At 69.7% G+C, this 19,023-nt stretch carries 22 protein-coding genes; 12 read left to right on the top strand and 10 right to left on the bottom strand.

Annotated features, from left to right (window positions below; translation table 11 throughout):
• Window positions 1–62 precede the first annotated feature (62 nt).
• Genes G401_RS0120520 through G401_RS0120530 form a run of 3 tightly spaced genes read left to right on the top strand, consistent with a single transcriptional unit; the run spans window position 63 to window position 1,686 of the window.
• On the top strand, window positions 63–482 hold the full coding sequence (locus G401_RS0120520; protein WP_027343972.1) for a hypothetical protein: 420 nt from the start codon (window positions 63–65) through the stop codon (window positions 480–482).
• Window positions 476–706, top strand: a complete 231-nt coding sequence (locus tag G401_RS0120525) for a helix-turn-helix transcriptional regulator (RefSeq protein ID WP_027343973.1) — start codon at window positions 476–478, stop codon at window positions 704–706. The genes G401_RS0120520 and G401_RS0120525 overlap by 7 nt, the downstream gene beginning before the upstream one ends.
• Entirely contained in the window at window positions 703–1,686 is a 984-nt protein-coding gene (locus tag G401_RS0120530) for an NAD(P)-dependent alcohol dehydrogenase (RefSeq protein ID WP_027343974.1), read from the top strand. Before G401_RS0120525 ends, G401_RS0120530 begins: the two co-directional genes overlap by 4 nt.
• Here G401_RS0120530 and G401_RS0120535 read toward each other — a convergent pair.
• Window positions 1,664–2,230 (bottom strand): GNAT family N-acetyltransferase, encoded by a 567-nt coding sequence (locus G401_RS0120535; protein WP_034592363.1) that lies wholly within the window; start codon window positions 2,228–2,230, stop codon window positions 1,664–1,666. The two genes, G401_RS0120530 and G401_RS0120535, sit on opposite strands and share 23 nt — an antisense overlap.
• A 150-nt stretch (window positions 2,231–2,380) precedes the next feature.
• On the opposite strand from G401_RS0120535, the gene G401_RS0120540 reads away from it, so the two are divergent.
• Window positions 2,381–3,154, top strand: a complete 774-nt coding sequence (locus G401_RS0120540) for a hypothetical protein (protein WP_157545983.1) — start codon at window positions 2,381–2,383, stop codon at window positions 3,152–3,154.
• A gap of 34 nt (window positions 3,155–3,188) precedes the next feature.
• Here the strand turns inward: G401_RS0120540 and G401_RS0120545 are convergent, their stop codons facing one another.
• Both G401_RS0120545 and G401_RS47150 read right to left on the bottom strand, forming a co-directional pair.
• A complete protein-coding gene (locus G401_RS0120545) occupies window positions 3,189–3,578 on the bottom strand; it encodes a hotdog fold thioesterase (RefSeq protein WP_027343977.1) in 390 nt (129 codons plus the stop codon).
• A 202-nt stretch (window positions 3,579–3,780) separates the two neighbouring features.
• A complete protein-coding gene (locus G401_RS47150; protein WP_034592365.1) occupies window positions 3,781–4,053 on the bottom strand; it encodes a YegP family protein in 273 nt (90 codons plus the stop codon).
• A gap of 233 nt (window positions 4,054–4,286) precedes the next feature.
• Between G401_RS47150 and G401_RS0120555 the strand changes: the two genes are divergently transcribed.
• The 7 genes from G401_RS0120555 to G401_RS47155 all read left to right on the top strand — a co-directional run bounded on the left by G401_RS0120555 (window position 4,287) and on the right by G401_RS47155 (window position 12,797).
• Window positions 4,287–5,123: a MurR/RpiR family transcriptional regulator gene (locus G401_RS0120555; protein ID WP_027343978.1), complete on the top strand. Its 837-nt coding sequence runs from the start codon at window positions 4,287–4,289 to the stop codon at window positions 5,121–5,123.
• A 117-nt stretch (window positions 5,124–5,240) separates the two neighbouring features.
• Complete coding sequence (gene hutU, locus G401_RS0120560; RefSeq protein WP_027343979.1) at window positions 5,241–6,890, top strand: urocanate hydratase; 1,650 nt, start codon at window positions 5,241–5,243, stop codon at window positions 6,888–6,890.
• Window positions 6,890–8,056 carry an allantoate amidohydrolase gene (locus G401_RS0120565; protein ID WP_051366915.1) on the top strand — a complete coding sequence of 389 codons (1,167 nt, stop codon included), beginning with the start codon at window positions 6,890–6,892 and terminating at the stop codon, window positions 8,054–8,056. The genes hutU and G401_RS0120565 overlap by 1 nt, the downstream gene beginning before the upstream one ends.
• Window positions 8,053–9,351 (top strand): formimidoylglutamate deiminase, encoded by a 1,299-nt coding sequence (locus tag G401_RS0120570; protein ID WP_027343980.1) that lies wholly within the window; start codon window positions 8,053–8,055, stop codon window positions 9,349–9,351. Before G401_RS0120565 ends, G401_RS0120570 begins: the two co-directional genes overlap by 4 nt.
• 22 nt (window positions 9,352–9,373) lie before the next feature.
• Window positions 9,374–10,516, top strand: a complete 1,143-nt coding sequence (hutI, locus tag G401_RS0120575) for an imidazolonepropionase (protein WP_027343981.1) — start codon at window positions 9,374–9,376, stop codon at window positions 10,514–10,516.
• Window positions 10,513–12,048 carry a histidine ammonia-lyase gene (gene hutH, locus G401_RS0120580; protein ID WP_027343982.1) on the top strand — a complete coding sequence of 512 codons (1,536 nt, stop codon included), beginning with the start codon at window positions 10,513–10,515 and terminating at the stop codon, window positions 12,046–12,048. The genes hutI and hutH overlap by 4 nt, the downstream gene beginning before the upstream one ends.
• A gap of 140 nt (window positions 12,049–12,188) precedes the next feature.
• A complete protein-coding gene (locus tag G401_RS47155; RefSeq protein ID WP_064741810.1) occupies window positions 12,189–12,797 on the top strand; it encodes a Pr6Pr family membrane protein in 609 nt (202 codons plus the stop codon).
• Here the strand turns inward: G401_RS47155 and rdgB are convergent.
• The 4 genes from rdgB to murI are packed head-to-tail and all read right to left on the bottom strand — an operon-like array spanning window position 12,769 to window position 15,776.
• A complete protein-coding gene (gene rdgB, locus G401_RS0120590; protein WP_027343983.1) occupies window positions 12,769–13,416 on the bottom strand; it encodes an RdgB/HAM1 family non-canonical purine NTP pyrophosphatase in 648 nt (215 codons plus the stop codon). The two genes, G401_RS47155 and rdgB, sit on opposite strands and share 29 nt — an antisense overlap.
• Window positions 13,413–14,201: a ribonuclease PH gene (rph, locus tag G401_RS0120595; RefSeq protein WP_027343984.1), complete on the bottom strand. Its 789-nt coding sequence runs from the start codon at window positions 14,199–14,201 to the stop codon at window positions 13,413–13,415. The genes rdgB and rph overlap by 4 nt, the downstream gene beginning before the upstream one ends.
• A gap of 22 nt (window positions 14,202–14,223) precedes the next feature.
• Window positions 14,224–14,970 carry an MBL fold metallo-hydrolase gene (locus G401_RS0120600; protein WP_027343985.1) on the bottom strand — a complete coding sequence of 249 codons (747 nt, stop codon included), beginning with the start codon at window positions 14,968–14,970 and terminating at the stop codon, window positions 14,224–14,226.
• Window positions 14,967–15,776, bottom strand: coding sequence for a glutamate racemase (gene murI / locus G401_RS47160; protein ID WP_034592370.1), 810 nt, complete (start codon window positions 15,774–15,776; stop codon window positions 14,967–14,969). Before murI ends, G401_RS0120600 begins: the two co-directional genes overlap by 4 nt.
• Window positions 15,777–15,909: 133 nt before the next feature.
• Here murI and G401_RS0120610 point away from each other — a divergent pair, with 133 nt between their 5' ends.
• A complete protein-coding gene (locus tag G401_RS0120610) occupies window positions 15,910–16,329 on the top strand; it encodes a hypothetical protein (protein WP_027343986.1) in 420 nt (139 codons plus the stop codon).
• A 12-nt stretch (window positions 16,330–16,341) separates the two neighbouring features.
• On the opposite strand, the gene G401_RS0120615 is transcribed toward G401_RS0120610, so the two are convergent.
• The 3 genes from G401_RS0120615 to G401_RS0120625 all read right to left on the bottom strand — a co-directional run bounded on the left by G401_RS0120615 (window position 16,342) and on the right by G401_RS0120625 (window position 18,242).
• Window positions 16,342–17,289 carry a PLP-dependent cysteine synthase family protein gene (locus tag G401_RS0120615; protein WP_027343987.1) on the bottom strand — a complete coding sequence of 316 codons (948 nt, stop codon included), beginning with the start codon at window positions 17,287–17,289 and terminating at the stop codon, window positions 16,342–16,344.
• 80 nt (window positions 17,290–17,369) lie between these two features.
• On the bottom strand, window positions 17,370–17,684 hold the full coding sequence (locus G401_RS0120620; protein WP_027343988.1) for a MoaD/ThiS family protein: 315 nt from the start codon (window positions 17,682–17,684) through the stop codon (window positions 17,370–17,372).
• 75 nt (window positions 17,685–17,759) lie between these two features.
• Window positions 17,760–18,242: a Mov34/MPN/PAD-1 family protein gene (locus G401_RS0120625; RefSeq protein WP_027343989.1), complete on the bottom strand. Its 483-nt coding sequence runs from the start codon at window positions 18,240–18,242 to the stop codon at window positions 17,760–17,762.
• Window positions 18,243–19,023: the final 781 nt, after the last annotated feature.

The following is a 19,023-nucleotide window of genomic DNA, read 5'->3' on the forward strand; positions in this document are numbered from 1 at the left end:
TCACTTGGTTGATGATGTAAGGAATTCTTGACATAGTGTCCAGAGTTCTTTACATTCGAGACATGGCTATGGAAGAGAAACGGGCATGGATCATGCTGGTCGTCTCGGCCGCGGCGTACGCGATCTACACATCGGTCGTGCTCAGCCGGCCGGGACCGTTGACCGAGGTGGCGTACCAGGGGCCGCTGCTGTGGACCGTGGGCGGGGCGATCGTGGCGAACATCCTGCTGACGATCGCGGCGGGGATCGCGGCGCCGAGGGACAACCGGAAGGATCAGCGGGATCGCGAGATCCACCGATTGAGTGAGTACATCGGACACTCGTTCACCGTCATCGGCGGTGTGGTCGCACTCGTTCTGGCGATGCTGAGTGTGGACCAGTTCTGGATCGCCAACGTCATCTATCTCGGCTTCGTATTGTCCGCGCTGCTCGGCTCGGTCGCGAAGATTTTCGCGTACCGGCGGGGTTATCAGACATGGTGAAGCCCACGCTGGTCACGAACACGATCCGCGCGCTGCGCTTCGAGCACGGCGAGATGACCCAGGCCGAGCTCGCCGAGCGGATCGGCGTGACCCGCCAGACCCTTATCGCCATCGAGCAGGGGAAATACTCCCCCTCGCTGGAGATGGCTTTCAAGATCGCACACATCTTCGGCGTACGCGTCGATGATGTCTTTTCCTATCCCGCGGAGGGTGATCCGGCATGAAAGCGATCGCGCAGCGGACCTATGGCGAGGCCCGCGTTCTGGAGTTGACCGACGTTCCGAAACCGGTGCCGCGGCCGGGAGAGGTTCTCCTTGAGGTACGCGCGGCCGGCGTGGACATGGGCGTCTGGCACGTCATGGCCGGACGGCCGTACCTGGGCCGGCTGGCGTTCGGCCTGTTCAAGCCGCACCAACCGGTACGCGGAATGGAGGTCGCCGGCGTCGTCGCGGCAGTCGGCGACCAGGTCACGGAATTCCGGCCGGGTGACCGGGTGTTCGGCACCGGCAAGGGGACTTTCGCGGAGTTCAGCACGGCCGCGCCGAAGCGGCTGGCGAGGATCCCCGAGAACGTGGGTTTCGCGCAGGCGGCCGTGTCGGCGATCTCCGGAGTCACCGCGCTGCAGGCGCTGCGGGCTGCGCCCGATGCGGCGACGGTGCTGGTCATCGGGGCGGGCGGCGGAGTGGGGAGTTTCGCGGTGCAGATGGCCAAGGCGCGCGGGATGCGTGTGACCGGCGTGTGCAGCACCGGGAAGGTGGAATTCGTACGCGGACTGGGCGCGGACGAAGTCGTCGACTACACGCGCAGCGCGCCAGGTGAAGATCTCGGCGGCGGCACCTACGACCTCATTCTGGACATCGCGGGGAATCGGCCGCTGTCCGTACTGCGCGGGGCACTTCATCCACATGGGACATTGGTCATCGTCGGCGGCGAGGGCGGCACCTCGTTCTTCGGCGGCATGAGCCGGAACATGGTGGCGGCCGCTCGGTCTAGCCGGAAAGGGCAGCGGTTCACGGGATTGCTGTCGCGGACGAATGCGCGGGACCTCGCCGAGCTGGCGGACGCCATGGCCGACGGGCGGCTCGTGCCCGCGGTGGACACCGCCTATCCGCTGGCCGAGGCCGTGCGGGCGGTGGAGCACCTCCGCAGCGGTCGCGCCCACGGAAAGGTTGTGCTGATTCCTAATGCAGGGAGTGGCGCATGACGACCCGGCGGCCCGATTGCGGTCGCGCGTGGACGGCGAATCCCGCGGACTCGAACAGTCCTGTCGTGCCGGTGTAGAGCTCCGCCGCCGGCGGCTGCCGGCCCGACGACAGGTCCACCGGATAGCCCTCCAGGACTTCGGCGCCGGAACTGGACGCGTGCTCCACCGCCGATGCGAGAAGCGCCGTCGCCACCCCGGAACCGCGGTGCTTGCGCGAGATGTAGAAGCACGGGACCGACCAGACGCCGGAGTCCTCGCTCAATTTCAGCGTGTTGGATCTGAGCAGTCGCGGAAAATCGTCTCGCGGCGCCACGCTCGCCCACCCGACCGGCTCATTGTCGGCGTACGCGAGCAGGCCCAGCGGTCGGCCGGCGGCCGCGAGTTCCCGCAGCGCCGCCTTGTTGCCCGCGTTGCCCATGGCCGAGAACTGCCTGCCGGCGACGCGCCACCACATGCACCAGCATCCGGAGTACGCGCCATTCGCGCCGAACAAGGATGTCAGATCGTCCCAGCGGGCGGCATCGACCGGCGAAACCGTGACCATGAGAGACAAGAATACGTAGCCGACCACGGTTGACGGAGGAGCGTCGACTGCGGCCGTGGCACCGGGCGTGCTGGAAAGGCCGAGGCCGGGTCGGGAATCGGACAGGCCGGCACGGGCATCACGCGAAGGCGAATACCTATCATGTCGGCCATGACCCGCCTGCGTACGCTCGCGACCACCGTGGCCGTGGCCGGCCTCGTGCTCGCCGCCGGGGCCTGCTCGAAGCAGAGCGCCGACAGCCAGAGCCCCTCGGTCACCACCACCGTGGGCGAGTCGCCCAGCGCCTCCACCGCGGCATCCGTCGCGCCCTCGGCCTCGACCGCGGCCTCCTCCGCCGCGTCCAAGGGCCCGAGCACCCTCACCTTCCCGACGACAGCGAAGGCTTATGGTTCGGCGCTTCTTTCCGCGTACGCGTCGGGCAGCTCGTCGCATGTCGAGCAGCTGGCGGTCCAGGGCGCGGTTCTGCAGTTGAAGGATTGGAAGAACCTCGACACGCACTGGACCTACATTTCGTGCGACACGGACGGCGGTGCGCCTCGATGCCTCTACCGCAACAACAACGGTGACGAGGCTCAGCTGCGATTCAACGAGTCGCAACTCGGCCACCCGACGGCGGTGACCGAGGCTCTCATCAACCCCACCACGTACGCGAACAACGCGGCCGACTACGCCAACGCGTTCGTCTACGCCTGGCAGCAGGGCAACAAGCAGCGGATGGCGCGCTACTCGTCGTCGTCGATAGCTTCGCACTACAGCGGGAAGAACGCGCCCAACGGGATCACGTCGACGAGCACCACCGAGGCGGACGGAATCGTGACGGTGACTCTGTCCACATCAGACAGCGGCCCGGTGATCCTGAAGGTGAAGTCCAGCCTGTCCGGCAAGGCGCACGCGATCACGGGCTACTGCGACAACGCCTGCTGAGACTGGTCGCCGCAACCTGCCGAGACCTGTCGCCTCAGCCGGCTGAGCGGAGCATGCAGGTGAGGCGGGCGGTGCAGACCCGCTCGCCCTCCTCGTCGGTCAGCACGATCTCGTAGGTGGCGACCGCCCGGCCCAGCCGCAACGGCGTGGCCACCCCGGTCACCGTTCCCGACCGCAGCGCGCGGTGATGGGTGGCGTTGATGTCCACCCCCACCGCGTACGCGAGTCCGACCTCGTGGGCGTGCAGGGTCGCGCCGATGCTCCCCAGCGTCTCCGCCAGTACGCAGGACGCTCCACCGTGCAGCAGGCCGAACGGCTGGACGTTGCCCTCGACCGGCATGGTGGCGACGACGCGGTGCGGCGAAGCCTCCTGCAGCTGGATGCCCATCTTCTCGGCGAGCGTGCCGACCATGCTGAAGTCCACGCCGCGACCCTACGCCCCCGTGCCCGGCCGCTCCCCGCCTCCGCCCCGGCTCCCCTCCGCCCCGTCCCTCCCCGCCCCCCACCGCCTGGCCCCCAAGCCCGACGATCTTGCGCGAATGTCTCGAAATTCGTGGCGTATGCCCGAAAGGCCCGGACATTCGCGCAAGATCGCCGAAAAGAGGAGGAGGGAGCCGGGAGGAGGGCTACATGGGTGGCGGGAGGGGCGGCATGAGCTTCTTCTTGGCGAGGCCCGGCTCCATTCCCTGACCGGCCATCGCGGGCTTGCCCGCCGGCATGTCGCTGTTGTCGACGATCTCCGCCATCGCCGCGTCGCGTTTGACCGCCTCGATGCCGCTCATCGCGCTCGACTTCGCCTTGAAACCCTCACCGCCGATCGCGAAGATCTGCCCGTTCGCCGAGCGCAGCCGCCAGCGGTACTCGCCGCGTACGTCCCTGAAGACCTCGAACTTGGCCATCGCCTTGCTTCCTTTCCCCGTGCGTGGGTTCTCGCCCCCAGACTAGGAAAGAAGCCGCCAAAGCGGAGCAAAACTCACAAACCCCGGATCCCCTCCCCCACTCTTTCCGACGATCTTGCGCGAATGTCCCAAAGTTCGCGGCATACGCCCGAAAGGCCCGAACATTCGCGCAAGATCGCCGAAAGAAGGTACGGGGGTTGCTGGGTGAATGAAAGTATGCATACAGTCTCGCTGTGAATGAAGAGCAGCCGCTCACCGTGACGGATCTCGTGCACGGCGTACGCCTGACCCCGACGCAGCGGCGCATCGCGCGTTGCCTGATCGACCAGGGCGTACGCGCGGCGCACCTGACGGCGTCGGAGATCGCCGAGCTGGCCCAGGTGAGCCAGCCGTCGGTGACCCGGTTCGCGATGGCGCTCGGTTACGACGGGTTCCCGGCGCTGCGGCGGCGGCTGCGCGACCTGACCACCGGGGGCACGCCCGCGCCCGCCGCCGAGAACGATCTCCAGCTGGCGGTGAAGGGCGAGGTCGCCAACCTGAACCGGCTGGCCGACCAGCTGCTCGACCCGGCCCCGATCACCGCGGCGGCACAGTTGCTGGCGGTCTCCCGGCCGCTGCCCGTGCTGGGCTTGCGGGCCGCGGCGGCCATCGCGAGCTATTTCGGGTACTTCGCGGCCAAGGTGCACCCCGATGTCCGGGCCCTGACCGAGGGCGGCAGCCTGCTCGTCGACCGGCTCGGGCAGTGCCGGCAGGCCGGGGCGACCGCGCTGTTGGCCGTCGTACTCCCCCGCTATCCGCGCGAAGCGCTGGACGCTTTGCGGGAGGCCCGGGAGCTGGGTCTGCGTACGGTGCTGATCACCGACTCCAAGCTGAGCCCCGCGGCCGAGCTGGCGGAGCTGGTCCTGCCCGCGAGTGTCGGGTCGGATCTGGTGTTCGACCTGCATACCGCCCCGATGGTGTTGACGATGGTGTTGTTGCAGGCCATCACCGACGTCGACCCGGCCGGTACGCAGACCCGCCTGGAGGAGTTCGAGACCCACGCCACCCGCCGCGCCCTGTTCGTCAACTGAGACGAAAGCCGCCCTGTTCGTCGGCTGAGACGAAAGCCGTCCTGTTCGTCGGCTCAGACGGCGGAAGCCGCCCCGTTCGTGAACTGCAACAGCGAATACTGCGAAAGAAGGTTGGGGATGACCGAGATCGTCCGGGCCGCCCGCGGGGCGACGCGTACCGCGCCGGGATGGGGGCAGGAAGCCGCCAAGCGGATGCTCATGAACAACCTCGACCCCGAGGTGGCCGAGAACCCGGCCGATCTCGTCGTCTACGGCGGCACCGGCAAGGCGGCCCGGGACTGGCCCAGCTTCCACGCCCTCGTGCGTACGCTCGACACGCTCCAGGACGACGAGACGATGCTCGTGCAGTCGGGCCGCCCCGTCGGCGTGTTCCGTACGCACGAGTGGGCCCCGCGCGTCCTGCTCGCCAACTCGAATCTCGTGGGCGACTGGGCGACCTGGCCGGAGTTCCGCCGGCTGGAGAAGCTGGGCCTGACGATGTACGGCCAGATGACGGCCGGTTCCTGGATCTACATCGGGACGCAGGGCATTCTGCAGGGCACGTACGAGACGTTCGCCGCGGTCGCCGCCAAGCGGTTCGGCAACACGCTGGCCGGAACGTTGACGCTGACCGCGGGCTGCGGCGGCATGGGTGGCGCCCAGCCCCTCGCCGTGACGATGAACGGCGGCGTCTGCCTGATCGTGGACGTCAATCAGCACAGCCTGCGCAGGCGCGCCGAGACCCGATACCTCGACGAGATCGCCGACGACCTCGACGACGCGGTGGAAAGAGTGCAGAAGGCCAAGCGGGAGCGGCGGCCGCTGTCGGTCGGCGTCGTCGGCAACGCGGCGACCGTCTTCCCCGAACTGCTCCGCCGAGGCGTCGAGATCGACATCGTCACCGACCAGACGAGCGCCCACGACCCGCTGTCCTACCTGCCCGAGGGGATCGACCTCGGCGACGCGCCGGACTACGCGGCGAAGAAGCCCGAGGAGTTCACCGACCGGGCAAGGGCGAGCATGGCCAGGCACGTCGAGGCCATGGTCGGCTTCCAGGACGCGGGTGCCGAGGTGTTCGACTACGGCAACTCCATCCGGGGCGAGGCCAAGCTCGGCGGTTTCGAGCGCGCGTTCGCGTTCCCGGGGTTCGTGCCGGCGTACATCCGGCCGTTGTTCTGCGAGGGCAAGGGTCCGTTCCGCTGGGCGGCCCTGTCCGGCGACCCGGCCGACATCGCCGCCACCGACCGCGCGATCCTCGACCTTTTCCCGGAGAACGAGTCGCTGCGCCGCTGGATCGAGCTGGCCGGCGAAAGGGTCGCTTTCCAGGGACTTCCGGCGCGCATCTGCTGGCTGGGCTACGGCGAGCGGGACAAGGCCGGCGTACGTTTCAACGAGATGGTCGCCGACGGGACCCTGAAGGCCCCCCTGGTCATCGGCCGCGATCACCTCGACTGCGGCAGCGTCGCGTCGCCCTACCGGGAGACCGAGTCCATGTTGGACGGTTCGGACGCGATCGCCGACTGGCCGCTGCTGAACGCCCTGGTCAATACGGCCAGCGGCGCGTCCTGGGTGAGCATCCACCACGGTGGCGGCGTCGGCATCGGCCGCTCGATCCACGCCGGCCAGGTCTGCGTCGCCGACGGTACGCCGCTCGCCGGCCAGAAGATCGAGCGCGTCCTCACCAACGACCCGGGGATGGGCGTGATCCGGCACGTCGACGCGGGCTACGACCTCGCCGAGACGGTCGCCGAGGAGAAGGACGTCCGCATCCCGATGCGGGAGGGCTGATGGAGTTCAGAGCGCTGTGGGACGAGATCGCCGCGATCGGGAAGGAGCCGACCGGCTATCTCCGGTACGCCTGGACCGAGCCCGAACTCGCCCTGCGCACGTGGTTCCGGGCCCAGGCCGGGCAAAGAGACCTCGCCGTCGAGGAGGACGGGAACGGCAACCTCTTCGCCTGGTGGAACCCGTCCGCCGAGCCCGGCGTGCTGACCGGCAGCCATTTCGACTCCGTCCCGCACGGCGGGGCGTACGACGGCCCGCTCGGGATCGTCAGCGCCCTGCTGGCCGTGGACGAACTGCGGGCCCGCGGCGTACGCCCGGCGCGACCGGTCGGCGTGGCGGTCTTCGCCGAGGAGGAGGGCTCCCGGTTCGGGCTCGCCTGCCTCGGCTCCCGGCTGCTCACCGGCGCGGTCGCCCCCGAGGCCGCGGCCGCCCTGCGCGACCGCGACGGCGTGACGCTGGCGGAGGCGGCGGGCGGCGTACCGAAGGGGCACCGGCCCGACCTCCTCGCCCGGATCTCGTCCTTTGTGGAGCTGCACATCGAGCAGGGCCGCGCGCTGACCGTCCCCGTCGGCGTGGCCAGCGCCATCTGGCCGCACGGCCGCTGGCGGATCGACTTCGCCGGCGAGGGCAACCACGCCGGCACCACGCTCATGTCCGACCGGCACGACCCGATGCTGACCTTCGCGTACACCGTGCTCGCCGCGAACAAGGAGGCCCGCCTGCGCGGCGCCCACGCCACCATCGGCCGCGTCAGCGTCGAACCCAACGCCACCAACGCCATTCCGGCCCGCGTCAGCGCCTGGCTCGACGCCCGCGCCGCGGACGCGTCCGTTGTGGACGATCTGGTCGCCGCCGTCACCGCCCGCGCCTCCGAAAGAGCAACCCGCGATGGTACGCGAGTCCAGCTGACCCCGGAATCGCTCAGTGGTGAGACGGCTTTCGACGTCGCGCTGCGCGACCGGATCGCGGAGCGGCTGGGTGGCGTACCGGTGCTGGCGACGGGGGCCGGGCACGACGCCGGGGTGCTGAGCGCCCACGTCCCGACGGCGATGCTGTTCGTCCGCAATCCCAGCGGCGTCTCGCACTCCCCCGCAGAGACCGCCTCCGACGACGACTGCATCGAGGGCGTACGCGCCCTCGCCGACGTCCTGGAGGACCTCGCATGCTGACTCATTACCTGTGCGAGTACGCCTGGCTGCCGTCGGGAGTCGCCCGCGACGTGCTCATCGCCATCGAGGACGGCCGGATCACGAGGGCCGAGCAGGCGGGCTGGGTCGACGACCACATCAGGCACCTGCCGGGGCTCACCCTGCCGGGCCTGGCCAACGCCCACTCGCATGCGTTCCACCGGGTGCTGCGCGGGCGTACGCCGGGAAAGGGCAGTTTCTGGACCTGGCGCGACCAGATGTACGCGGCCGCGGCGAAGCTGAACCCGGAGAGCTACCACCGGCTGGCGCGCGCGGTGTTCGCGGAGATGGCGCTGGCCGGGGTGACGTGCGTGGGCGAGTTCCACTACCTGCACCACGCCCCCGACGGCGTCCGGTACGCCGACCCGAACGCGATGGGCGAGGCGCTGCTCGCGGCGGCGGGCGAGGCCGGCGTGCGGATCACATTGCTGGACACGCTCTACTTGCAGGCCACTGTGGATGGTGACCCGCTCGCCGGCACGCAGCTGCGGTTCGGCGACGGCACCTTCGACAACTGGTACGAGCGCTTCGGCGACCTGAAGGCGCCGGCGCACGGCCGGATCGGTGCCGCCCTGCACTCGGTACGCGCCGTCCCGGCCGACGCGTTCGGCGAGTTCGCGGAGGCGACCAGCGGGCTGCCGGTGCACGCGCACGTGTCGGAGCAGGTCGCCGAGAACTACGCGTGCCTGCAGGCCCACGGCTGTACGCCGACCGAACTGCTCGACCGGCACGGCGTGCTGGGCGGGCACTTCACGGCGGTGCACGCGACCCATCTGACGCCGCGCGACATCGACCTGCTCCGCGGCTCGTACGCGTGCTTCTGCCCGACCACGGAACGGGATCTGGGCGACGGCATCGGGCCGGCCCGGGCGCTCGCCGACGCCGGCGCATGGCTGACGCTCGGCAGCGATTCGCACGCGGTCATCGATCTCATCGAGGAGACCAGAGCCGTCGAGCTGCACGAACGCCTCGTACGCCAGGAGCGCGGCCAGTTCGAGCCGGCCGAGCTGCTGCGGGCGGCGACCGCCGAGGGGCACCTGTCGCTCGGCTGGCCCGACGCCGGGACGCTGGCCGCCGGGCAGCGCGCCGACCTGGTGACCGTCGCCCTGGACACCGTACGCACGGCCGGGATCGACCCGGCCGGCGTGCTCATGGCCGCGTCGGCGGCCGACGTCCGGCACGTCGTGGTGGACGGCGACGTGGTCGTGGCGGACGGCCGGCACACGCGGATCGACGTCGCACGGGAGCTGAGCGAGGCGATATGCGCGCTCTTCTGACTCCGGGAAGGCCGGTGACGACATGCGCTCCCTTCTGATCACCAACATCGGCGAGCTGACCACCCACGCGGAGGACGGCGTCCTGCGCGACGCCGCGATCCTCGTGACCGACCGCGTCCAGTGGGTCGGCCCGGCCTCGCGGCCGCAGTGCACGGACGAGGTCTTCGACGCGGAGGGCCGGGCGGTGGTGCCGGGATTCGTCGACAGCCACGCCCACCTCGTCTTCGCCGGCGACCGCGCGGCCGAGTTCGCGGCGCGGATGGCCGGGCAGGCGTACACGGGCGGGGGCATCAGGACCACCATGGCGGCGACCCGGGCGGCCACCGACGAGGAGCTGACCGCCAACGTCGACCGCCTCGTCACCGAGATGCGCCGCCAGGGCACGACCACCCTGGAGATCAAGAGCGGCTACGGGCTGAACGTGCCGGACGAGACGCGCTCACTGCGTATCGCGAGCGGGTTCACCGAGGAGACCACGTTCCTCGGAGCGCACGTGGTCCCGCCGGACGTCGACCGTGACGACTACGTACGCCTCGTCGCCGGTGCGATGACCGAGAGCTGCGCCCCGCACGCCACCTGGATCGACGTCTTCTGCGAGCGGGGCGCGTTCGACGTCGACGAGGCCGAGGTCATCCTGCGCGCCGGGATGGCGGCGGATCTGCTGCCGCGGATCCACGCGAACCAGCTGACCGAGTCCGGCGCCGTGGGCCTGGCCGTCGCCCTGGACGCGGCCAGCGCCGACCACTGCACACACCTGTCCGACAAGGACGTCGAGATGCTGGCGGGATCGCGTACGGTCGCGACGCTGCTGCCGGGGGCCGAATTCAGCACCCGGTCGCCGTACCCGGACGCCCGGCGGCTGATCGACGCCGGGGCCACGGTCGCGCTGGCCACCGACTGCAATCCCGGTTCCTCCTATACGTCCTCGATGGCGTTCTGCCTCGCGCTCGCCGTACGCGAGATGCGCATGACGCCCGCCGAGGCCCTCTGGTCGGCCACCGCCGGCGGGGCCCGGGCGCTGCGCCGGTCCGACGTCGGCCATCTCGGCGTCGGCGCGTACGCCGATCTCGTTCTCCTCGACGCACCGTCGAGCCTGCACCTGGCCTACCGGCCGGGCGTACCCCTGGTTCACAAGGTTCTCCATAAGGGAGTGTGGGTCGGATGACCGTCACCGTCAGCGCGGAGGGCCTCGCCCCCGCGGACGTCCTCGCCGTGGCGCGCCGCGACGCGCAGGTGTTCCTGGGCGGCGACGCCGTGGCGGCGATGGCCGCCAGCCGGGCGATCGTCGACGGGATCGAGCGTGAGGGGCGGCCGGTCTACGGCGTGTCCACGGGCTTCGGCGCGCTCGCCAACACGTTCATCGCGCCGGAGCGGCGGGCCGAACTGCAGCACGCGCTCATCCGCTCGCACGCGGCCGGCGTCGGTGCGCCGATGCCTCGCGAGGTCGTCCGGGCGATGATCGTGCTGCGGGTCCGTTCGCTGGCCCTGGGCCGGTCCGGCGTACGCCCGCTGGTGGCGCAGGCGCTGGTGGACCTGCTCAACCACGACATCACGCCGTGGGTGCCGGAGCACGGCTCGCTCGGCGCGTCCGGCGACCTGGCGCCGCTGGCGCACTGCGCGCTCGTGCTGCTCGGCGAGGGCTGGGTGCTCGGCAAGGACGGCAGCCGCCAGGCCGCCGCCGACGTGCTGCACGCCGCCGGCCTCAGCCCGATCGAGCTGTCCAGCAAGGAGGGCCTGGCCCTCATCAACGGCACCGACGGCATGCTCGGCATGCTGCTCATGGCGGTCGAGGACTTCGGGCACCTGCTGACCATGGCGGACGTGACCGCCGCGCTGTCGATCGAGGCGATGCTCGGCACCGACCGGCCGTTCCACCCTTCGATCCACGAGATCCGGCCGCATCCCGGTCAGGGCCGCAGCGCCGCCAACCTGCACAGACTGCTGCAGAATTCGTCCATCATGGACTCACACCGGGACGACCTGGTGCACGCCGTCCAGGACGCGTACTCCATGCGGTGCGCTCCACAGGTGGCCGGGGCCGCCCGGGACACGCTGGAGTTCGCGCGTACCGTCGCGGCCCGCGAGCTGGTCAGCGTCGCGGACAACCCCGTCGTCCTGCCCGACGGCCGGGTGGAGTCGACCGGCAACTTCCACGGCGCGCCGCTCGGCTTCGCGGCCGACTTCCTCGCCATCGCCGCCGCCGAGGTGGGCGCGATCTCCGAGCGCCGGGTCGACCGGCTGCTGGACGTGTGCCGCTCGCGCGACCTGCCGCCGTTCCTCACCCCGGACGCGGGGGTCAACTCCGGCCTCATGATCGCCCAGTACACCGCGGCCGGGATCGTCGCCGAGAACCGGCGGCTGGCCGCGCCCGCCTCGGTCGACTCCATCCCCACCTCGGGCATGCAGGAGGACCACGTCTCGATGGGCTGGTCGGCCACGAAGAAGCTGCGTACCGTGCTGGACAATCTCACGTCCGTGCTGGCCGTCGAGCTCCTCGCCGCCGTACGCGGACTCCAGCTGCGTACGCCGCTCGTCCCGTCGCCGGCCGGGCAGGCCGCGGTCGCGATGGTCGGCCTGTTCGCCGGGCAGCCGGGGCCGGACGTGTTCATGGCGCCGGTGATGGAGTCGGCCCGTTCGGTGATCGCCGGCCGGGCCCTCCTCGACGAGATCACCACCCACATCGGCCCGCTCCACTGACAGGCCCTGCGCCACGACACCGCACCCCTCCAAGATCCCGTTTGGATCAGGGTTTCGCACGTAATCTTGGGCCAAGATTCGGGTGATTTCCCTGATCCAAACGGGATCTTGGGGAGGGCAGGACAGGCCATAATGCGCGTATGGCGCTTTTTGTCCGATTGTATCGCGCGGCGGCGGCCCTCGCGATCCTGGCGGCGGTCCTCACCCAGCTGAGCCGGACGGCCAGCGTCGTCAACTTCTTCAGCTTCTTCACGATCCAGAGCAACCTGATCGCGTGCGCGGTGCTCGCCGCCGGCGCGATCGGCGTACGCGGGGACCGGTTCGACGCCTTCCGCGGCGCGGCCACGACCTACATGGCCACGACGGGGATCGTGTTCGCCCTGCTGCTGTCGGACATCGCCGTCGGCCTCAGCCTGCCCTGGGTCAACGACGTCCTCCACAAGATCATCCCGGTCGTCATGGTGCTCGACTGGGTTCTCGTGCCGGTCGCCCGGTTCCTGCCGTTCACGCGCGCGCTGTGGTGGACGGCGTACCCGATCGGCTGGCTCGCGTACACGATGGTCAGGGGACCGATCGCGGACTGGTACCCCTACCCGTTCGTCGACCCGCGCGGGCAGGGGTACGCGCACGTGCTGAAGGTGTGCGCGGCGATCGCGATCTTCGTGGTGTGCCTGATCGCGTTCCTGGTGTGGCTCGGCAACCGGAAGAACCGGGCCGGGCTCAGGTCTGCGGCAGGTTCTTCGCGATGACCGCCGCGAGGGCGCGGAAGGCCTGGCCCCGGTGGCTGATCGCGTCCTTCTCCTCCGCCGACATCTCGGCGGTGGAGCGGGTCTGCCCCTCGGCCATGAAGATCGGGTCGTAGCCGAACCCGCCCTCGCCGCGCGGCTTACGCAGCAGCTTGCCCTTCATCGTGCCGTTGACCAGGTGCTCGCGCAGATCGGTCTTGCCGGCCGCGGGCGGCAGGACGAACGCGGCCGCGCACACGAACTGCGCGCCCCGCTTCTCGTCGGCCACATCGTTGACCTGATCGAGCAGCAGCTCCAGGTTGGCGACGTCCTTGCCCTGCGGGGCGGCCGCACCGAACCGGCCCGACCAACGCGCGCTGAACACGCCCGGCATGCCGTTGAGCGCGTCGACGGCGATGCCCGAGTCGTCGGCGACCGTGGCCAGCCCCGTGTGGCGTACGCCTTCCCGTGCCTTGATCAGGGCGTTCTCGGCGAACGTCAGGCCGGACTCCGGCACCTCGTCGTACTCGGGGACGTCGTCGAGGCCGACGAGTTCCACTGAGATCAGTTGCGGCGACGCGGCCAGGATCCGGCGCAGCTCGTCGAGCTTCTTGGCGTTGCGCGTGGCGAGCAGGAGCTTCATCGGCGTACGTCTCCCCCGAACTTGGCGAGCAGGCTGGTCGGGGAGAGCGAGGGCAGTTCGAGCGCCGCCCGCTGCGCCTCGGCCAGCTGGGCGCACCCCGCGACGCCCAGATCCAGCAGCGCGTTGAGCTGCTTGCGGTCGAACACGCCGTCCTCGCCGGTGCCCTGGACCTCGACGAAGTCCCCGGTACCCGTGCAGACGATGTTCATGTCCACCTCGGCCGAGACGTCCTCCTCGTAGCAGAGGTCCAGCCGCGCCTCGCCCTTGACGATGCCGACGCTGACCGCCGCCACCGACCGGTGCAGTGTGGACTCGACCGTCTGCTTCTTGGCCAGCGCGTTCTTGGCGGCCAGCCAGCGGACGGCGTCATACAGGGCCACATAGGACCCGGTGATCGCGGCGGTACGCGTACCCCCGTCGGCCTGCAGCACGTCGCAGTCGATGACGATCGAGTTCTCGCCCAGCGCCTTCAGCTCGATACAGGCCCGCAGGCTGCGGCCGATGAGCCGGGAGATCTCGTGCGTCCGGCCGCCGATCTTGCCCTTGACGCTCTCGCGGTCCGAGCGGGTCGTCGTGGCCCGGGGCAGCATCGCGTATTCGCTGGTGACCCAGCCGAGGCCGCTGCCTTTGCGCCAGCGCGGCACTCCCTCGGTCACGCTGGCGGTGCACAGCACCCGCGTGTTGCCGAACTCCACGAGCACGGAGCCCTCGGGATGCATGCTCCAATTGCGGGTCAAGGTCACCGGGCGCAGGGCGTCCGCGGCGCGGCCATCGGGTCGGCTCATGGCGTAAACCCTACAAGCCGGGTCAGACTTCGTACCGCGCACCCGGTCGGGCGATCTCCACCGGCCCCTGGAAGGTGCTCATCGCGTTCTCCAGCGTCTCGACCTCGCTGCCCCAGGCGGTCACCAGATGTGTCAGCAGCAGCCGGCCCACGCCCGCCTTGGTGGCCACCTCGCCCGCCTCGCGCCCGGTCAGGTGCAGGTCCGGCGGGTTGTCCACGCCGTCGAGGTAGCTGGCCTCGCACAGGAACAGGTCCGCGCCCTGGGCCAGCCGCAGCAGCGCGTCGCAGACCGCGGTGTCCCCCGAGTACGCGAGCACGCGGCCGTCGTGTTCCAGCCGGACGCCGTAGGTCTCCACGGGATGGTTCACGCGGTCGACCGTCACGGTGAACGGTCCGATGGGGAAGCTGCCGGGCTGTAGTCCGTAGAACGTGTACACGTCGTCCAGCGGCCCCTCCTCGGCGCTGTACGCCGCCGACAGCCGCTCGGGCGCGCCGGACGGGGCGTACACGGGAAGCGGCGGATACGGGCCGTCGGGCGCGTAACGCCGGACGACCACATAGGTGCACGCGTCCATCATGTGATCGCAGTGCAGATGGCTGAGGACGATGGCGTCGACGGCCTTCAGGCCGGCGTAGCGCTGCAGCGCGGACAGCGAGCCCGAGCCGAAATCGAGCAGCAGGCGGAACCCGTCGGCCTCGACCAGGTACGCCGAGCAGGCCGACTCGGGACCCGGGAAGCTGCCCGCGCAGCCCAATACCGTAAGTCTCATAGCATCGCCTTCATAGCATCGCCCCCGGTCGCCGCGGGGAAATCGCCGAGGAAGCGTCGTGCGAGCCGCTGAAAGGGCTCATCGTCGCCGGTGACCCGCAGCTCGTGACGCGGGGGCGGCGCCTCGTCCGGCCGGAGCAGGTCCCGCTCGACGAGGACGCGGTAGACGTCCTTCGCGGTCTCCTCCGCACTGGACACCAGCGTCACCTCCTCGCCCATCACGAGGCTCAGGACGCCGGACAGCAGCGGATAGTGCGTGCAGCCGAGGACGAGGGTGTCGACGCCGGCCGCCTGTAAGGGTTCCAGATACGCGCTCGCCAGGCCGAGCAGGGCGCGGCCCGACGTGATGCCCCGTTCCACGAAGTCGACGAACTGCGGGCACGCCACGCTGGTCACCGTCAGATGCGGGGCCGCGACGAACGCGTCCTCGTAGGCCCGGCTGGCGATCGTCGCCCGCGTACCGATGACGCCGATCCGGCCGTTGCGGGTCGCTGCCGCCGCCCGGCGGACGGCCGGACGAATCACCTCGACGACCGGGAAGTCGTAGCGCTCCCGCACGTCCGCCAGGCACGCGGCGACCGCCGTGTTGCAGGCGATCACGAGCAACTTGACGTTCTGAGCGGCCAGCTCGTCCAGGCACGCGAGCGCGTAGCGGCGGATCTCCGCCAGCGGCTTCGGGCCGTACGGCACGTGGGCGGTGTCGCCCAGGTAGAGGAGGCGCTCATGCGGTAGTTGATCCAGAATCGCCCGGGCTACCGTCAGGCCACCGACTCCCGAGTCGAAGATCCCGATCGGTGTGTCCGTCACGGCTCGGAGCCTACGCCGCGCACGCTCGACCTCAGTAAGGTCTGTTCCAACATGTCGTCAAAGCGACACCCTGACCAGGGACAACTCGGCTGCCACGCGTTACGCATCACAATCGGCCGCCGTTGGATCATGCGTGGAGACGAGCCTCGAAACACCCATCGCACAAGCGGACCCGCCCGCTTTCACCATCGGCGCGCTGCCCGTCGAGCGTTCCGCCCGGGAATCCGGTGTACGCAATCCGATGCGCGCCCTGCGGCTGCCGGAGGAGGACGATCCGGCGCCGCACAGCGGCCGCCTCGTCGTCGTGTGCGCCTGGGCGGCCGCGATCGCCATGCTCGGGCTGGTGATCGCGTTGCGTACGCTCTTCGCGCTGCTGCACTCGCCGGGCGCGGACTGGGTCGTGCCGACGATCGTGGTCCTCGGCGCGGCCGGAACCGTCAGCGCCGGGCTGTCGTTCGCGACGATCCATCACAAGTGGCTGCCGTGGCAGCTGCTGGCCGTGTCGACCACCCTGCTGCTGGCGAACCTCGTCCTCGTCGCCGGCCAGTTCTGACCCTCCGGGGCCCTAGGCCCAGAGCTGTCCTTCGAGCGCTTCCTCGGCATCGGCCAGCGTGCCGCCATAGGCGCCCGTCGACAGGTACTTCCAGCCGCCGTCGGCGACCAGGAACGCCACGTCCGCCGTCCGGCCCGCCTTCGCGGCCTCGTGCGCGACGGCCAGGGCGGCATGGAAGACGGCCCCGGTCGAGAAACCGACGAACAACCCCTCGACCTCGACCAGCTGCCGCGTACGCAGAACGGCGTCCCGCGTACCGACGGAGAAGCGCCGGGTGAGCACGGAGGCGTCGTAGAGCTCGGGAACGTAGCCCTCGTCGATGTTGCGCAGCCCGTAGACGAGCTCGCCGTAGCGCGGCTCCGCCGCGATGATCTGGATGTCGGGGTTCTTCTCGCGCAGGTAGCGGCCGGTGCCCATGAGCGTGCCGGTGGTGCCCAGGCCGGCCACGAAATGCGTGACCGTGGGCAGGTCGCGCAGCAGCTCCGGGCCGGTCGTCTCGTAGTGCGCGCGGGCGTTGGCCAGATTGCCGTACTGGAACAGCATCACCCAGTCGGGGTGCTCGGCGGAGATCTGCTTCGCCGTCGCGACCGCCTGGTTCGAGCCGCCGGCCGCCGGCGAGAAGATGATCTCCGCGCCGTACATCCGCAGCATCTGTACGCGCTCCGCCGACACGTTCTCGGGCATCACGCAGACCAGCCGGTACCCGCGCAGCTTGGCGACCATGGCCAGCGCGATGCCGGTGTTGCCGCTGGTCGGTTCGAGGATCGTCGCGCCCGGCCGGAGCGTGCCGTCCGCCTCGGCGGCCCGGACCATGTACAGCGCCGCCCGGTCCTTCACACTGCCGGTCGGATTGCGGTCCTCCAGCTTCGCCCACAACCGCACGGTCGGGCTCGGCGACAACCGGGGCAGCCCGACGATCGGGGTGTCGCCGCAGGCGTCCAGAAGCGATTCGTAGCGCATGGTCGGCTGTCCTTCCCGCGAACGCGTACGCGAAGACGAGCCGCGCCGGCCCCGAACCCGGGACCGGCGCGGCAGAAGATCTAGCGGCCGAGCATCGCCGCGGCGGCGAGCAGCCCCAGGGCGCCGCCGGCGACGGCGGGAAGGATCGTCACGGTGTCGCCGTCGTTCAGCTTGGCGTCCAGCGACCCGAGGAAGCGCACGTCCTCGTCGTTGACGTAGACGTTGACGAACTTGTGCAGCGCGCCCTCCTGCGTGATGAGCCGCCCGCGCAGGCCCGAGTGCCGGCCGTCGAGGTCGGTCAGCAGGTCGGCGAGGGTGTCACCGGAGCCGTCGACGGTCTTCGCGCCGGCGGTGTACGTACGCAGAATGGTCGGGATGCGAACTTCGATAGCCATGATCAAGACTCCAGGGTCGGTTCGGGTGAGCGGTCAACGGTGGGCGGGGACGAGCGACGAACGAACAAAGGTCCGTCAACGACACTCGTAGTCGACCGCCACCGGGCTCTGGCCGAACATGTAGGACTGCACAGCGTCCCCGTCGGCGGGTACGCCCACGAGCTTCACCGGCTCCTCAGTCACCACGCCGTCCAGGATACGGAACGAGCGGACCTCGGTCACATCCTGTTCACGTGTCGAGACGAGAAGGTAGTGCGCACCCGGCTCCCCCGCGAACGAGACATCGGTCCGGGACGGGTACGCCTCCGTCGCGGTGTGCGAGTGGTAGATCACCACCGGCTCCTCGTCGCGATCGTCCATCTCCCGCCACACCCGCAACTGCTCCGCCGGGTCGAACCGGTAGAAGGTCTGCGAGCGCTCGACGTTGTCCATCGGGATGTGCCGGGTCGGCGTGTCCGAGCCGGCCGGCCCGGTGACCACGCCGCAGGCCTCGTCCGGGTGATCCCGACGGGCATGCGAGACGATCGCGTCCAGGATCGCCCGAGAGATGGTCAGCACGACAAAAGCCTATCGGGGCGAACCGGCCGACGAGTAGGTCACGTACCTCACAGGCCGCCCGGGAATCAACGTCTGGGTAGTTCAAGATCTCCGGTCACCGTTTCACCCTTCACCCCGGCCTTTGTCGCGACTGTCCGACTCGTACCTGAGATGTTCGACGATCTTGCGCGAGTGCCCCGAATTTCGTCCGGTGTACCCGGAATGCCCAAACATTCGCGCAAGATCGTCGACCGCGGGGTGATCGTTGACGGCCGTGGCATGGAACCGTCACCCGACGCATGATCGATTACGGTTCTGGAGCGCGTTGAGCGGCTTCTGCTGCACCTGACGCGTCATCGATCATGCAGATCGGGCTGGATTTACACCTCAGCCGCAATCGATCAAGAAATCAGCACCCGGCGCCCACCCGGCGGAAGATCGTTCCCGCATCCCGGACGTTGGCCGTCGGCGGGACTGCTTAGACGCGATCCACAGCGACCGAGATGTCAAAGCGCACCCCTCGCCCAAGATCTACAGCGGTGGGGATGCAAGAAGTCGGCCTTTACCTACATCCCAGCCGTACTGGATCGAGGGACGGGATCGAAAACTACATCCCCACCGCGAACGATCACCACCCAGCCGCCCAGCCGATCCGTCGAGCCGGCCACAACGGACAGTCGCGACAAAGCCCAGACCGGCCAGGCCCGGATGGGGACCCCGATCCTCCCGACGCTCGACGATCTTGCACGAATGTTCGGGCATTCCGGGTACACCGGACGAAATTCGGGGCATTCGCGCAAGA

Origin of the sequence: Hamadaea tsunoensis DSM 44101, assembly GCF_000428945.1 — a bacterium.
GTDB classification, from domain to species: Bacteria; Actinomycetota; Actinomycetes; order Mycobacteriales; family Micromonosporaceae; genus Hamadaea; species Hamadaea tsunoensis.

Coding starts and splice junctions, on each gene's coding strand:
- G401_RS0120520 (WP_027343972.1), top strand. CDS start 63: ATGGCTATGGAAGAGAAACGGGCATGGATCATGCTGGTCGTCTCGGCC.
- G401_RS0120525 (WP_027343973.1), top strand. CDS start 476: ATGGTGAAGCCCACGCTGGTCACGAACACGATCCGCGCGCTGCGCTTC.
- G401_RS0120530 (WP_027343974.1), top strand. CDS start 703: ATGAAAGCGATCGCGCAGCGGACCTATGGCGAGGCCCGCGTTCTGGAG.
- G401_RS0120535 (WP_034592363.1), bottom strand. CDS start 2,230: ATGGTCACGGTTTCGCCGGTCGATGCCGCCCGCTGGGACGATCTGACA.
- G401_RS0120540 (WP_157545983.1), top strand. CDS start 2,381: ATGACCCGCCTGCGTACGCTCGCGACCACCGTGGCCGTGGCCGGCCTC.
- G401_RS47150 (WP_034592365.1), bottom strand. CDS start 4,053: ATGGCCAAGTTCGAGGTCTTCAGGGACGTACGCGGCGAGTACCGCTGG.
- hutU (WP_027343979.1), top strand. CDS start 5,241: ATGACCGAGATCGTCCGGGCCGCCCGCGGGGCGACGCGTACCGCGCCG.
- G401_RS0120565 (WP_051366915.1), top strand. CDS start 6,890: ATGGAGTTCAGAGCGCTGTGGGACGAGATCGCCGCGATCGGGAAGGAG.
- hutI (WP_027343981.1), top strand. CDS start 9,374: ATGCGCTCCCTTCTGATCACCAACATCGGCGAGCTGACCACCCACGCG.
- hutH (WP_027343982.1), top strand. CDS start 10,513: ATGACCGTCACCGTCAGCGCGGAGGGCCTCGCCCCCGCGGACGTCCTC.
- G401_RS47155 (WP_064741810.1), top strand. CDS start 12,189: ATGGCGCTTTTTGTCCGATTGTATCGCGCGGCGGCGGCCCTCGCGATC.
- rdgB (WP_027343983.1), bottom strand. CDS start 13,416: ATGAAGCTCCTGCTCGCCACGCGCAACGCCAAGAAGCTCGACGAGCTG.
- rph (WP_027343984.1), bottom strand. CDS start 14,201: ATGAGCCGACCCGATGGCCGCGCCGCGGACGCCCTGCGCCCGGTGACC.
- G401_RS0120600 (WP_027343985.1), bottom strand. CDS start 14,970: ATGAGACTTACGGTATTGGGCTGCGCGGGCAGCTTCCCGGGTCCCGAG.
- G401_RS0120615 (WP_027343987.1), bottom strand. CDS start 17,289: ATGCGCTACGAATCGCTTCTGGACGCCTGCGGCGACACCCCGATCGTC.
- G401_RS0120620 (WP_027343988.1), bottom strand. CDS start 17,684: ATGGCTATCGAAGTTCGCATCCCGACCATTCTGCGTACGTACACCGCC.